At 59.3% G+C, this 12,945-nt stretch carries 9 protein-coding genes; 2 read left to right on the top strand and 7 right to left on the bottom strand.

Annotated features, from left to right (window positions below):
* Positions 1-10: 10 nt before the first annotated feature.
* From paoC to ACRC4F_RS14255, 4 genes are all read right to left on the bottom strand, one after another.
* Positions 11-2,209, bottom strand: a complete 2,199-nt coding sequence (paoC, locus tag ACRC4F_RS14240; protein ID WP_438659875.1) for an aldehyde oxidoreductase molybdenum-binding subunit PaoC — start codon at positions 2,207-2,209, stop codon at positions 11-13.
* Positions 2,206-3,162, bottom strand: a complete 957-nt coding sequence (locus ACRC4F_RS14245; RefSeq protein WP_438659876.1) for an FAD binding domain-containing protein — start codon at positions 3,160-3,162, stop codon at positions 2,206-2,208. Before ACRC4F_RS14245 ends, paoC begins: the two co-directional genes overlap by 4 nt.
* Positions 3,159-3,800 (bottom strand): aldehyde dehydrogenase iron-sulfur subunit PaoA, encoded by a 642-nt coding sequence (gene paoA / locus ACRC4F_RS14250; protein WP_438659877.1) that lies wholly within the window; start codon positions 3,798-3,800, stop codon positions 3,159-3,161. Before paoA ends, ACRC4F_RS14245 begins: the two co-directional genes overlap by 4 nt.
* 265 nt (positions 3,801-4,065) lie before the next feature.
* Positions 4,066-6,453, bottom strand: a complete 2,388-nt coding sequence (locus ACRC4F_RS14255) for a DUF3772 domain-containing protein (RefSeq protein WP_438659878.1) — start codon at positions 6,451-6,453, stop codon at positions 4,066-4,068.
* A 304-nt stretch (positions 6,454-6,757) separates the two neighbouring features.
* Between ACRC4F_RS14255 and ACRC4F_RS14260 the strand changes: the two genes are divergently transcribed.
* Entirely contained in the window at positions 6,758-8,035 is a 1,278-nt protein-coding gene (locus tag ACRC4F_RS14260; protein ID WP_438659879.1) for an OmpP1/FadL family transporter, read from the top strand.
* Positions 8,036-8,094: 59 nt separating this feature from the next.
* On the opposite strand, the gene ACRC4F_RS14265 is transcribed toward ACRC4F_RS14260, so the two are convergent.
* From ACRC4F_RS14265 to ACRC4F_RS14275, 3 genes are read right to left on the bottom strand one after another with little or no spacing between them, the layout of a single operon-like run.
* Positions 8,095-10,302, bottom strand: a complete 2,208-nt coding sequence (locus tag ACRC4F_RS14265; protein ID WP_438659880.1) for a DUF3604 domain-containing protein — start codon at positions 10,300-10,302, stop codon at positions 8,095-8,097.
* A gap of 42 nt (positions 10,303-10,344) precedes the next feature.
* Positions 10,345-11,340 (bottom strand): HupE/UreJ family protein, encoded by a 996-nt coding sequence (locus ACRC4F_RS14270; RefSeq protein ID WP_438659881.1) that lies wholly within the window; start codon positions 11,338-11,340, stop codon positions 10,345-10,347.
* Positions 11,340-12,248, bottom strand: coding sequence for a peptidyl-prolyl cis-trans isomerase (locus tag ACRC4F_RS14275; protein WP_438659882.1), 909 nt, complete (start codon positions 12,246-12,248; stop codon positions 11,340-11,342). The genes ACRC4F_RS14270 and ACRC4F_RS14275 overlap by 1 nt, the downstream gene beginning before the upstream one ends.
* 264 nt (positions 12,249-12,512) lie before the next feature.
* On the opposite strand from ACRC4F_RS14275, the gene ACRC4F_RS14280 reads away from it, so the two are divergent.
* Entirely contained in the window at positions 12,513-12,809 is a 297-nt protein-coding gene (locus tag ACRC4F_RS14280) for a hypothetical protein (RefSeq protein WP_438659883.1), read from the top strand.
* The last annotated feature ends 136 nt before the right edge of the window (positions 12,810-12,945 follow it).

A 12,945-nucleotide genomic window follows, 5' to 3' on the forward strand; every position in this document is an offset into this window, starting at 1 on the left:
CCACATCCGATCAGATCATCGGCGGCAACTTGTCGAGGATCTTGTCCAGCGTGATCGGGTATTCCCGCACTCGCGCACCGGTCGCGTTGTAAATGGCATTGGCAATCGCCGCGCTGACACCGCACAACCCTAGTTCGCCGACACCCTTGGCTTTCATCGGCGACGACACCGGATCGGTTTCGTCGAGGAAAATCACCTCCTGATGCGGGATGTCCGCATGCACCGGCACTTCATAGCCGGCCAGGTCGTGATTGACGAAAAAGCCCAGGCGCTTGTCGACCGCCAGTTCTTCCATCAATGCCGCACCGACGCCCATGGTCATCGCGCCGATCACCTGACTGCGTGCTGACGTCGGATTGAGGATTCGCCCGGCGGCGCACACCGCCAACATCCGTCGCACACGGGTTTCCCCGGTCGCGCTGTCGACGGCGACTTCGACGAAGTGCGCGCCGAAGGTCGATTGCTGGTATTGCTTGCTCAGCTCGGCGAACTCGATCGAATCCTCAGCGACAAGCTCGCCGGCTTTCGCGGCATCGCGCAAGGGCAAGGCCTTGCCGCCCGAACGCACTTCACCGTCGGTGAAAACGGCATCCGCCGCGTTCAGCCCGAGGCTTTGCGCGACAGCCTCGCGAAGTTTCACGCAGGCGGCATACACGCCTGCCGTCGAGCAGTTGGCGCCGAACTGGCCACCCGAACCGGCGGACACCGGAAAGCTGGAATCACCAAGACGAACCACCACGTCATCGAGGCCGACGCCCATCATTTCGGCCGCGGTCTGGGCAATGATCGTGTAGCTGCCGGTGCCGATATCGGTCATGTCGGTTTCCACGGTCACCGTCCCCTGAGCATCCAGCCGCACCCGCGCCCCGGATTTCACCAGGTTGTTATTACGGAAGGCGACACCGATGCCCATGCCGATCAGCCAACGGCCTTCGCGCTGAGTGCCCGGTTGTGGGTGGCGCTTGTCCCAGCCGAATCGCTCGGCTCCGGTGCGCAGGCATTCGACCATTTGCCGCTTGGAAAAGGGTCGCTTGGGGTTAACCGGATCAACCTGGGTGTCGTTGAGGATGCGAAATTCAACGGGGTCGAGTTTGAGCTTCTCCGCCATCTCGTCCATGGCGATCTCCAGCGCCATCATCCCGGGTGTTTCACCCGGAGCACGCATTGCGTTGCCTTCTGGTAGATCAAGCGTGGAAAGCCGCATCGACACCAGTCGGTTTTCCCCGGCATACAGCAATTTGCTCGGTTGCGCGGCGCGCTCCACTTTGCCGCCGGGCAAGTCGCCGGACCAGCCTTCATGGCCCATGGCGGTGATCCTGCCGTCGCTGTTGGCGCCGATACGAATGCGTTGAATCGTTGCCGGGCGGTGGGTGGAGTTGTTGAACATCATGGGACGTGTCAGCGCGACTTTTACCGGACGACCGGCCATGCGTGCGCCGAGGGCCGCGAGCACTGCGTCAGAGCGAATGAACAACTTGCCGCCGAAACCACCGCCAATGTAGGGCGATATCAGGCGTACGTTTTGCTTCGGTACGCCGAGGGTGGTCGCCAGGTCGGTCACCGACCAGTCGATCATCTGATTCGATGTCCACAGCGTCAGCTGATCGCCTTTCCACGACGCCATCGACGCGAACGGCTCCATCATCGCGTGAGCCTGATCGGGGGTGGTGTAGGTCGCATCCAGCTGCACCGGTGCCGCCGCAAATGCCCCGGCAAAGTCGCCGTGGTGGGTGTCGGCCATCTGGTCCTTGGCCTCCACGCCGGAAGAACGCACGGCGGCCAGATCGAAAGAGCCGTCGCTGCTGACGTAGCGGATATCCAGCAGTTGCGCAGCAGTCCGGGCCTGTTCGAAGGTCTCTGCCACGACCAACGCGACCGCCTGGTGGTAATGCTGAATCTCCGGGCCGGCGAGCAGCTTCGCGGTGTTGTATTTACCCAGTCCCAGTTTGCCGGCATTCGCCGCCGTGACAATCGTGATCACCCCAGGCGCGGACTGCGCGTCCTCAAGGCCCATCGAAGCAATGCGCCCCTTGGCGATGGCTGAACCGACAATTACCCCGTAGGCCTGGTTCGGCACGGCGTCATGGTGTTCGTAGGCATAAGGCGCCAGCCCTGTGGTCTTCAACGGACCTTCGATACGGGTGGTCGGCTTGCCGACCACTTTCATCTGGTCGATGGGGTTGGTGGTGGCGGGGGTGTCGAATTTCATGCGGGTGTCCTCGCTTGCGCCATCACGGAAGCGAGCGTGCGCTCGACCAGGGTCAGCTTGAATGCATTTTCGTGGGTCGGTGTCGCGCCGGCGAGCAATTGCTCAGTCAGCGCTTTTGCGCCTTGGGCCATGACCGATTCGGCGGTTTCCACACGCCAGGGCTTGTGGGCGACACCGCCCAAAGCCACGCGACCGCTGCCATCCTGTTGAATCACTGCCGCTACAGAGATAAGGGCGAATGCATACGAGGCGCGATCACGGACCTTTTGGTAGAGGTGCGTGCCACCGAGCGGGGTGGGCAGGGTCACGGCCGTGATCAGCTCGTGCGCAGCCAGGGCCGTTTCGATATTCGGCGTGTTACCTGGAAGTCGATGGAAGTCGGCAATCGGAATCACCCGCGTGGTGCCGTCGGGGCGAACAGTTTCGACTTGCGCATCCAGGGCCCGCATGGCCACGGCCATGTCACTGGGGTGCGTGGCGATACAGGCATCGCTCACGCCGATGATGCCCAGCGAGCGGCTGAAGCCACCGATGGCCGCGCAGCCACTGCCGGGTTGGCGCTTGTTGCACGCTTGATGGGTGTCGTAGAAATACGGGCAACGGGTGCGTTGCAGCAGGTTGCCCGCCGTGGTGGCCTTGTTGCGCAGTTGCCCGGAGGCGCCGGCGAGCAAGGCGCGCGACAGCAACGCGTAGTCTTTGCGAATGCGTATGTCGGCGGCCAAGTCCGTGTTGCGCACCAGGGCGCCGATGCGCAATCCGCCTTCGGGCGTCGCTTCGATCCGGTCCAAGGCAAGGCCGTTGACGTCGATCAGGTGCGTGGGCGTCTCGATGTCCAGCTTCATCAGGTCGAGCAGATTGGTGCCGCCGGCGATGAAGCGTGAACCGTTGACCTGGGCCGCCAGCGCAGCGGCTTCGGCGGGGGACTTGGCGCGTAAATAAGTGAAGGGCCTCATGCGTTGGCCTCCGCGACTTCGGAAATCGCCTCGATGATGTTGGAGTAGGCACCGCAGCGGCAGATATTGCCGCTCATGCGTTCCTGGAATTCACTGGCGATCAGTTGCGGCTGATCGGTGAGGCTGGCACTGGCATGACTCGGAATGCCGTCGCGGATTTCACCGAGCACCGCCACCGCCGAACAAATCTGCCCCGGCGTGCAGTAACCGCATTGATAGCCATCGTGCTTGATGAAGGCGGCTTGCATCGGGTGCAGCTTGTCAGGCGTGCCCAGTCCCTCGATGGTGGTGATTTTCGAACCCTCGTGCATCACCGCCAGCGTAAGGCACGAGTTGATCCGCCGGCCGTCGGCAATCACCGTGCAGGCCCCGCACTGGCCGTGGTCGCAACCCTTTTTGGTGCCGGTGAGCTGCAGGTTCTCGCGCAATGCATCCAGCAGTGTCGTGCGAGTGTCGAGGTCCAGTGCCCGCAGTTCGCCGTTGACTGTAATGGACACCTTCGACTGGATCGGACGCGCGAGATTCGCCGCAGAGGCTTTCGCCGAGATGAAAGGGGGAAGCGCCAGCGCCGTCGCAGTGACGGCGCCGACGATCAGAAACTTGCGTCTGGATATCGATAACAGGTCACGGTCGTCCATTGATTCAAACCCTCTGTCTTTTTGGCGTCGCCAATCCTCATCAGAAAGAGTGACCTGCCTGATCGCCGAATGTTTTTGCGTAATTCGTCTATAGAATTATGTGTCCTGCTCATGAATCGTCAGGCAACGCGAACACGCCGTTGCAGACCGGACGGGCGTCGATGCCTGCGTCCAGTGGAAAGAATGCGCGCGTCCCATACTAGAAAGGTTTAACCAATCGATTAAGACCTATAAGCCACATGGAGTGATGAGGTGGGTTCATCAATCAAACCGCAGGCGCAGGTTTCGCCAGTTCAATACCCGCCGCCCCCAACCGCTTTAAAATTTCAAACAGCAAATCGCTTTTGGTGGTGCCGACAATCCTCGGGCTGCTGACGTAACCGGTGACCGTCAACGTGATGCCGTCGGGGGTGAGCTTGCTGAATCGAACGAACGGCGCGGGTTTGTCGAGGATGGTTTCGTGCTCGGCGTAGGTGTTGTACAGCAAGTTTTGGACCTGCTCGGGATCGATGTCCAGCGGGAACACCAGTTCAAGCGTCGCCACCCCTTGTGCACTGCCGCCGAGGGTGACGTTGCGCAGGTTTTGCGAAATCAGTTGGGAGTTGGGCACGATGACGATCGAGCGGTCACTGAGTTGTATTTCCGTGGCCCTGACGTTGATGCGGCGGATGTCGCCTTCGACGCCGCTGATGCTGATCAAGTCGCCGACCTTGACCGGGCGTTCGGTCAGGAGAATCAGCCCGGAGACGAAATTCTTGACGATTTCCTGCAGGCCGAAACCGATCCCCACCGACAAGGCGCTGACAATCCACGCCAGGTTGGTCCACTGGATACCCAGCGACGACAACGTCAGCAGAATTACCAGTGCGTAACCGATATTGGCGAACAGCGTGCTGAGGGAGGCACACATGCCGGGGTCCATGTCGGTCTTGGGCAGGAACTCGTTGTCCAGCCACCGGCGCAGTGTGCGAATCAGGTAGATACCGATGAACAGGGCCAGCAGCGCATTCAATAAGTGGCCCGGAATGATATTGAGTTTGCGCAGGCCATCGCCGCCGAGGATGGCGAACGTCTGGGTGAACAATTGCCCGAGTGTGGTGCCCACGCCACCGACAAACAGTGAAATGACGGCGAGCAGGATTAAACCGGCACGACCGACCCCGGACAGGATTATCGACGCTTGTTCGAGGCGCACGTCGCCGATCCCGAGTAACTGTTTGAGCGCCTTGCCGCTGGGGCTCTTGGCTGAAAACAGGTATTCGCAGCCGTCTCTGAACAACTGGGTCAGCAAGTAGAAGCCCGACAGGATGATAAAACCCCATACCAGTTGGTAGGTGATGAATCGTGCCAGAGAGATGTAGCCGATCAGCAGCGCAAGCATCGCCACAACAACGGCAATACCGGCGAATGAATAAATCAGGCCCGCGACGGTGGTACTTGATTCGGGTGCTTCGCCGCTGGCGGCGACGGCTCTGCGGACGGTGCTGGCACGCCGGAACAACGTACCGATAATCAGCGTGACCACCAGCGCAATCAAACCCCGGCCGAAAAGGATGGCTGGCGGGCTCATGCCGGTGACGTTGGTCACTTGTGCCAGACCTACCAGAATCAGCAGTGTGACCGCCAGAATCCTGGGGAAGGGCTGGATCGCCTGTGCCACGGGATCGGCGATGGCCGGCAGTCGCCAGGAGGGATGTTTGGTCGACAGCAGTGCCCGGCTCAGACCGGTAATCAGGACGCAGACATAGATGACTTTTTCGAATTCATCGGCAAAGTTCTGAATCGTCGGCGTCAATGGCAATTGGCGAGTCAGCGCATAAAACAGCAGTTGCATCGCCATTGCGGTGGTGAATACCGTGGCCAGGACTGAAGCCATCGCGAGCGTACTTCGACGCAAACGGCCCTCGGGCATTCGATGGATGCAAACCCAGGTCAGGCCGCGCTCCGCGACTCTTCTTCCCCAGGACCAGATGGCCACGGCCAGTACGATCAGCAACACGGCAAACAAACGCTCGCCGGGTTGCCAGGCGGCTTTGATTGCGCTGGAGGCCTGCTGGATGAAATCGCTCAGCCGCTGACGGTCTTCCTTCAGCGGATTAAACAGCGGCGCCCAGAACCCGGGGCCCAGAATACTGCCGCTGCGCAGCGTGACTTCGGTTTCCAGCAGACTGCGGCGAATCCCGGCAATTTGAATGATGAGGCCGGCCGCATTGTTTCTAAGCGCCGTCAGGGTTTTCAGGTGGGAATCGACTTTGCTCTTTTGCTCGGACAAAAAGGCGCGTTGCGTCGCAATATCCGACTTCTCAGACGCGACATCGTCGAGAGAGACCGGGCCCAATACATCAAGTTGGGCTTGCAGTTGCTTCTGTTCGGGCAGCAGGGCTGACTGCAGGCGGTCCACATCATTGATAAACAACTGCACGGAATCTTGCAGGCCGGTCATCTGGGTCAGGTTATTGGCCAGCGAAATCTGCTGCTTGATTCGGTCGAGGCGGATTTGCAGTTCCAGCAAATCACTCTGGGAGATGGCAACGGACGCGGTGCCTGACATCGGGGTTGGCGTTGCCGGCAGGTCGGCGGCCGACAGGGCTCCGCCACTGGTTCCAAGCAGCGTGAACACGACGAACATCATTGACTTCAATGCATTACGCATGGGAGTGCTCGACTCTGTGGTGGGTCGCTCAACCTATGAGGTTAGGCCATCACGCCAATGATCGAGAAGATTAGTTTTGTTGCCAGCTCCCGAACCATCCTCCCGTAAATGGGGGGGCGAAGTGCTTCGACGTCCTCTGATGCCGCCATTTGTGCGGTAAAACCCGAACGGGTCGGTTGATTGCAGTTAAGAGAGTGCGCAAATGGACAACGTCGAATCCTGAGTAATACTTCACTTCGCCTTGAGAAACCGGTTGCGCTGTTATCTGTTCGAGAATGATTAACATCATTTTGAGAGGGGCATCATGCAAGCGAATAAAAGCGCATTGTCCATTTCAGTACTGGGTTTGCTCTCGCTAATGAACAGCGAACGAGGGGTTGCCGGTGGGCTGATGTTGTACGAAATCGCCACGGACAACGCCGGTTTGGCCAATGCCGGCGCCGCGGCCCGGGCACAAGGCCCTTCGACCATCGCCAGCAACCCGGCAGGCTTGAGTTACCTGAGCGGTACGCAGATGACGGCCGGTGCGCAGATTCTGTTCGGCAATCTGTCTTTTGATCGGGACGGTGATACCAATACCCCGGGCACCGGCAGCGGCAATGTGCTCGACCCCATACCCGGCGTCAGTTTCTTTATAAGCCATCAACTGGATGACCAGTGGTCCGTCGGGTTCGGCTCCTATGGCGATTTCGGCCTTGCGGAAAACTACGACAACGACTGGTCCGGGCGCTATTTCGTGCAGAACGCGAGCATCGCCGGTTTGTCACTGGTGCCCAGTGTGGCGTATCGCTTCAACGAGCAATGGTCGGTTGGCCTTGGCGTGAAAGCCATGTACGGCATGCTGAAATCCGAAGCGGCGATCAATCAGTCGCCCCTCGGACTGACGGACCGTGCGGACGGTCAATACAAGTACAAGGACAGCGACTGGGGTTACGGCGCCAACGTCGGTGTGATCTACGCCCCGCAACCGGGCACCCGTATCGGTCTGGCCTACACCAGCCAGGTCGACCTGGACTTCGAGGATGGCCTGGACATCAATAACAGCGGTCCGCTGGTCAGTCGACTGGACGGCACCAAGCTCGGGATCGATCTGAAAGTCCCGCAAACCGCCACCCTCAGCCTGTACCGGCAACTGGACGCGCAATGGGCGATTCTGGCCTCGGTCAATTGGCAGGACTGGTCGACATTCGGTGAAGTCGAGATCGACGTCGATACCAATGCCGGCGGGGCGCGGGCGACCACCATCGATGCGAATTACAAAGACACTTATCAGTTGGCGCTGGGCGCGCAATACCAGATGAACCCTGATTTGTTATGGGACTTTGGCGTCGCCTATGACTCGTCTGCAGTGTCCGACAGCAATCGCACGTTGACCGTGCCCATGGGGGCTGCCTGGCGCTTCGCCGCCGGCCTGACGTATTCGCTGAACAAGGAGACTGACCTCAACTTCAGCTGGGTGACGGTCTGGATGGGCGACATGTCCATCGACCAGACCAAATCCCTGTCCGGCAGTCGCGTGTCCGGCGAGTTCGACAACGCCTGGCTTCAGGCCCTGTCGGCCAATATGACGTGGCGTTATTGAACAACGGGCCACTGAGTGGACGATTTGGCGCCCCCCGTGATTGGGCGGCGAGCCGAGGTTTACTTCACCTCTTGGACCTCATAGTTGACGTAGCCAAACTCGCTGCTGCTCGCCGCCACGTATTTGCCGTTTCGCTCAAAGACCGTGACCGCGAACGGCGAGCCGCCGAGGGTCGTCACCAGATGCCCGTCCTTGATTTCATATTTGGCCGGCACACCGAACTGCCCGCCATGCAACATGTTGAGGTATTCGCCTTCCACAGGCGGTTTGCCGTCGACACTGCTGACCGAGCGCTGGCCGTCGGTGCCGTAGACAACTTCAAAGGTCTGCCCGGTGACCGTGTTGCGCACCTTGACGGTTTTACCCACCACGAAGGCGTGCAACTGCTCGTTCGTGAGCGCCTTGTCACCTTCGGTTTTCAGCTGATCAATGGTTTTGCCGCGAGCCACCTGTTTCCCGTCCTCGGCGTTTGGCGAGTACCAGATCGGTGAAGTCCAGGCGCGTTCCTGCACGGTGGCCGAAACGTCGGCCGGTGGCGGCACTTGCAGCTTGGCGGCGTCGTAGGTGCTCCAGCGCGGTGTCGGGATCTGCAACACGCGGGCGTAGTAGAACGCGTGCTGGGCCGGATCGAAATCCGGGTCGACCCAGACTTTTTTCAGCTCGGTGGCACCAATGGTGTTGGTGTACGTGGCTTTGGAAACATCGACCGTAGAGCCGACCGGTGGGACTTTTCCAGTGGCAGGGTCCGGCGTGCGATCACCGGACCAGACGACGTCGTAGATCTTCTCGAAAATCTGGCCGTTTCTGGTCCAGCCCTTGATGATCTGGATCCGGTCGAGGTTGCCGTCATCGGCATCCTTGACCGCCCATAACACGAACGTTGGCGCCTCTTGGCCCGGTTTGGCCGGCAAGTCACCGCCCATTGGAACGCCCTTGGCGTAGGCGGCGTGCACCCAGTCTTTTTCGTTCCACAAGGTGCTGTCGAAATCCCAGCCGCCGAACAAGCGCACGGCAATCCGCACGCCGCTGGTGCCATAGACTTCCTTGCGTTTCATCGCGTCGAAGAGCGACTCGCGGTTGTTCTCTTCAGCCCACACGCCGGCCAGGCCGGAGGTGCTGGTTTGCAGGGCCATCATGCCCGAGTTCTTTTTACCGGAAAGACGCGCCTCGGGGGTGTTGTCGGTAAAGCCGTGGGTGCCGAAGTTGTTGGCCTGGGAATAAGGAATCACGCCATTGTGCGAGTCACTGGCGGCCACCACACCCATTTTGTACGGGTTGAAGCCACGGGCTTCCTGCAACGCCATACCGTTTTGCCAGGCCTGGCGGACGTAACTGCCATTGAGTCTGGCGGTGCTGTTGTCGACGCCAAGCAGGAAACTCATGATTTCGTAGTTGGCAAACTCGTCTGTAGGTGACAGCTCGGGATGGGTTTCCGAGGTGCCCTTTACCTGGTGGATTTCGGTGAGGGATTCGTTACGCATCCGCGTTTCGGCCCACGCGGCATCGATCGGGCGCCCCCGATCATCAACGTCTACCGGAAACATCATGCCGTTGCTGAGGTTGGCGTTGTGCGAGATCGCCAGCACCTCGTTGCCCTTTTTGCGCTGGTCGTCCATCCAGCTCCATAAATCCTCCGGCTTGCCCGAGTCGAGTGCCGTAAAGGGCAGGTCGGGCACTTTTTCAGAATCCCGGAAGAACACATTGCGGTGCATGTTTTGACTGTTCGGCGCCGAGGTCCATTCATACGCGACGAAGGTGGTGAACTTGCCGGGCTTGTAATACTTGTCAGCGATGGCGATGTTTTGCTGCCAGATGTTGCCGGCAATCTTCGGATCAATCAGCTCCTTGATCGGGTGGTTCATGCTGCCGGCAATCCACTTGAAGACCCGGTTGAAGTCGGCCGGGGTTTTGACGATCAGCTTTTGCGCGATGGGCAGTTTGCTGAAGTCCGACTTCGGATCGTTGGCCAGCGCAATGACGCCCACGTATTCCGAGTGATCGGTGACCCCGTGGAAATCCAGCGGACGGCCCTTGAGCTGCACTTCAAAGCCCATCGGGTGCATGACCGGCATGCCCATTGAGTATTTGTAGGCTTGCTCGGGATCGACCACATGGTTGCCAATCAGATAGGCATCTATCGACCACGACGTGTGCGAGTGCGTCTGGCCGAAGTAAACCTCGCGGTCCGGATTGCCATCCGCCGTGGCCAGCGTGCTGACGGCCAGGGATAGCGCTGCGCAAGCGGTGAAATGATGCTTATTTGTCATTTTTCACGACTCCGGTACACAGCAGTGACAGAACGGTGCAGGTCAGGACCAAAAACCCGAAACCCGTTCGAAAAACCAGAACGCGGCCAACGTACCCAGCCCGTAGGACGCAATGGGCGGGGCATACAGACGTGCAGACGTTGGCAGTCGACAGCGCAACAGCAACTCACGAAGGATCAACACCACGGCAACGAACATCAATTGGCCGATCTCGACGCCGATATTGAAGGTAAACAGCGCCAACGGCAGGTCCCGTTGTGGCAGGCCGATTTGCGCCAGCGCACCGGCGAAACCAAAGCCATGCAACAAGCCAAAACAGAAGGCCACGACCCACGGCCATTTGGCGGTGAAACTGGCTTCGCCGCGATTCTTGCGGGCGATTTCCACTGCCAGCAGCAGAATGCTCAGCGCAATCGTCGCCTCCACGGGCGGGCCGGGAAGGTGCACGGCGCCGAGTGCCGCGAGCGCCAGGGTAATGGAGTGGGCGAGGGTGAACGCGGTGATGGTCTTCACCAGCATCCAGCCGTTGCGCACCAGCAGCAGGAGGCCGAGGACAAACATGAGGTGGTCGAAACCGCCCACTATGTGCTCGATGCCATGCACCAGAAACGCCCCGGCCACTGAGAAAGGCCCCGGCGTAGCGGCGACCTCTATCCAGGGTTGGGCGGGTTGCACAAGCGTGGTGGACAGGCTGCCGTCCAACCGAGAGACCCGCACCAGCACGTCGGTAATGGAAGCTTGCAGGCCGATAAATTCGATTCGTTTCCCCACCAGTCCCGCAGGACCGGCGTCAATCACTCGGCGTTCGATCAGGGAGTCGTTGAGTTCGCTTACCACCGGTTCAATGACTGTTCGTACGCTTTCAGGAAATCTCAGCGCGATAGGCAGACGCATCCCCGAAAGTACCGGCGTGCGCCACAGCAAGTCGTACCGCCCGGCAGCAGTTTCGTTGATTTGCAGGTACGCCGGACGGGATTCATGGGCGATTGCCTGGCCTATGCACAACATCAGTAAAAAAAGCCAGACAGTACGTCCCATTACTGTGGCTCCGTTTGAGTGGCTGCAATCCCGCTGGTGGACGCCGGCATCATCACCACCACTTCATAGCGTGCCTTCAACGCCTCGAAATTCGAGCGTTTCGACTCAGTGCGTTGTTCGGACAGCCAATCGGATTTGACCTGCTGGGCCACGGTTTCAAAGGGTGGTGCCGCGGGTGAAGTCAGCGCATCGATCCACACCAGATGCCAGCCAAAACCCGACTCCACAGGGCCCAGCCAATTTCCCGGAGTTTGTTTAAACAACGCAATGGCGAACTTTGAACCGAAGTCCCGCGCTACTTGATCCTGCGATTGCTGCGCATAGGCGCTCTTGAACATGAAGTCGTCGCCTTCGCCGCTGTGCTTGTCTTTCAGGGTGACCAGCACTGCTTGAGCCTGTGCTTGCGCCTGCGCACCGCGTTTGTCCGAAGCGAAGAACAGATGGTGAAAAGTCGCTAATGGCGGGGGGGCATATTGCGCCTGGTGCTGGCTGTACCAGGCTTCCAGTACGCCGGCGGCCGGCTCGCGGAGTGACGCGACATCTTCTGCCAGGAAGTCCATTTTTTGCGCCAGTCGACGGCGAATGATCGTGTCGTCCTTATCCAGACCGAGTTTCAGTGCTTCGCGGTAGAGGATTTCTTCCTTCACATACTCATCGAGCATGCCGTGAAGTTGCTGATCTGAAGGCGGGCGTTGCCATCGCGCCCGCCAGGAAATTTCGATGCGCTGGATGTCGTCGGGGGTTATTTCTATTCGTTGAGGATCTTGATTGACGGTTGAACGGTGCAAACCACCATACAGCGCAAAGAGTGCAAAACCTGCGATTAGAAAGTGCAGTAGCGGTTCGCGAAGGTAACGCTTGATAGGAGAAAAACGGGATGCTGTTGTTTTGGAGAAGGTCAAGTTCATGACTTATTGCTCCACGTTTTAATCGAATGTCTTCAATGCGCAATGGAGTATTGCTGCTGACCCGGAACTTTCCACCGGAGCTAATCACGATATGCACTAAGCATTAGTCGCAATCGCATTAATAAAAAGGCACCACCGCATGAGCCGGACGGGCTTGAAACACAAGAGTCAGGTGACCACGCGCTTACCTCCCTTCGGTCAAAGAAAGGCGGCGCAGAGTGATCTACACTCTTGGTTGCTCAACAAGGTCCCGGGGAGGTCAACATGAACAAGCTTTCGTCTATTGGCCTGTGCGCTCTATTGTCGGTTTCTTGCACCCAGGCCTGGGCCGAAACGGTCGCGCCGATGCAGGGACAGACCTCGCAACAAACCCGACTCGATATTGATGACTGCCATGACGTAGCGCTCAGCCAAGGCACTGCGGCGGCGCCTGCCGCAGGTACAACCGTGGCGGAACAGCCCGGGCGTCAGCATGACGAGTTTTATGAAGGAGGCGATGACGCCACGAAGCAGGCGTACACAAACTGCCTGCTGGCGAAGGGATACCAGGTGACGCCTTAATTCAGGCCCTCAATTGGCAGCCTCCAAAAGTGCTCGAGTGCCGGGTGATCTACACTTCTTGTTGCTGAATCGAGCCCGTCATCAGCCGTCAGCGGTTTACCCAGCCTGCGTTCTTGCAGAGTGACGAGCTGCGTTG

It is taken from the genome of Pseudomonas sp., assembly GCF_051660785.1.
Lineage (GTDB): Bacteria > Pseudomonadota > Gammaproteobacteria > Pseudomonadales > Pseudomonadaceae > Aquipseudomonas.

Excerpts from the sequence above, each read along its gene's own strand:
- paoC (WP_438659875.1), bottom strand. The coding sequence starts at position 2,209 with ATGAAATTCGACACCCCCGCCACCACCAACCCCATCGACCAGATGAAA.
- ACRC4F_RS14245 (WP_438659876.1), bottom strand. The coding sequence starts at position 3,162 with ATGAGGCCCTTCACTTATTTACGCGCCAAGTCCCCCGCCGAAGCCGCT.
- paoA (WP_438659877.1), bottom strand. The coding sequence starts at position 3,800 with ATGGACGACCGTGACCTGTTATCGATATCCAGACGCAAGTTTCTGATC.
- ACRC4F_RS14255 (WP_438659878.1), bottom strand. The coding sequence starts at position 6,453 with ATGCGTAATGCATTGAAGTCAATGATGTTCGTCGTGTTCACGCTGCTT.
- ACRC4F_RS14260 (WP_438659879.1), top strand. The coding sequence starts at position 6,758 with ATGCAAGCGAATAAAAGCGCATTGTCCATTTCAGTACTGGGTTTGCTC.
- ACRC4F_RS14265 (WP_438659880.1), bottom strand. The coding sequence starts at position 10,302 with ATGACAAATAAGCATCATTTCACCGCTTGCGCAGCGCTATCCCTGGCC.
- ACRC4F_RS14270 (WP_438659881.1), bottom strand. The coding sequence starts at position 11,340 with ATGGGACGTACTGTCTGGCTTTTTTTACTGATGTTGTGCATAGGCCAG.
- ACRC4F_RS14275 (WP_438659882.1), bottom strand. The coding sequence starts at position 12,248 with ATGAACTTGACCTTCTCCAAAACAACAGCATCCCGTTTTTCTCCTATC.
- ACRC4F_RS14280 (WP_438659883.1), top strand. The coding sequence starts at position 12,513 with ATGAACAAGCTTTCGTCTATTGGCCTGTGCGCTCTATTGTCGGTTTCT.